Below are 398 nucleotides of genomic sequence, written 5' to 3'. Positions count from 1 at the left end.
TTATTACATATGGGTGTTGACCCAATCGCTATTATTAGAACGATCTATCTAAAAATATTTAAGAATATACATCAAGGAGCAAGTACAATAGAACAACAGCTTATCAGAACCATAACTAAAAGGTACGAAAAAACTATACGAAGAAAGATTAGAGAACAGATACTGGCTATTCTAATAAGAAATGCATCAACACCAGATGATATTTGTAGATGCTACATTTCATGTTGTTATTATGGATATAGCACGTATGGGGTAGACAAACTCTTAATTAAATACCCTGACCTTTGTGAGTATAGCATAGTTGCAAGGATTAAATACCCATTCAGGAAAAATCTTGATCTTAGAACAGAGAAAAAATATCGTCAGAGATCCCTTTACCTCAATCAGCTATATGAGGA

The 398-nt window shown here is 32.9% G+C and carries 1 protein-coding gene; it reads left to right on the top strand.

All coding sequences use genetic code 11. From position 1 onward, the window contains the following. Positions 1–9: 9 nt before the first annotated feature. A partial coding sequence (locus J1785_RS26965; protein ID WP_420803815.1) for a transglycosylase domain-containing protein occupies positions 10–398 on the top strand: 389 nt, incomplete at its 3' end.

The sequence above is a fragment of the Rahnella perminowiae genome (assembly GCF_019049755.1).
Taxonomy (GTDB): Bacteria; Pseudomonadota; Gammaproteobacteria; order Enterobacterales; family Enterobacteriaceae; genus Rahnella; species Rahnella perminowiae.
This window is presented reverse-complemented; position numbering and strand designations above follow the sequence as displayed.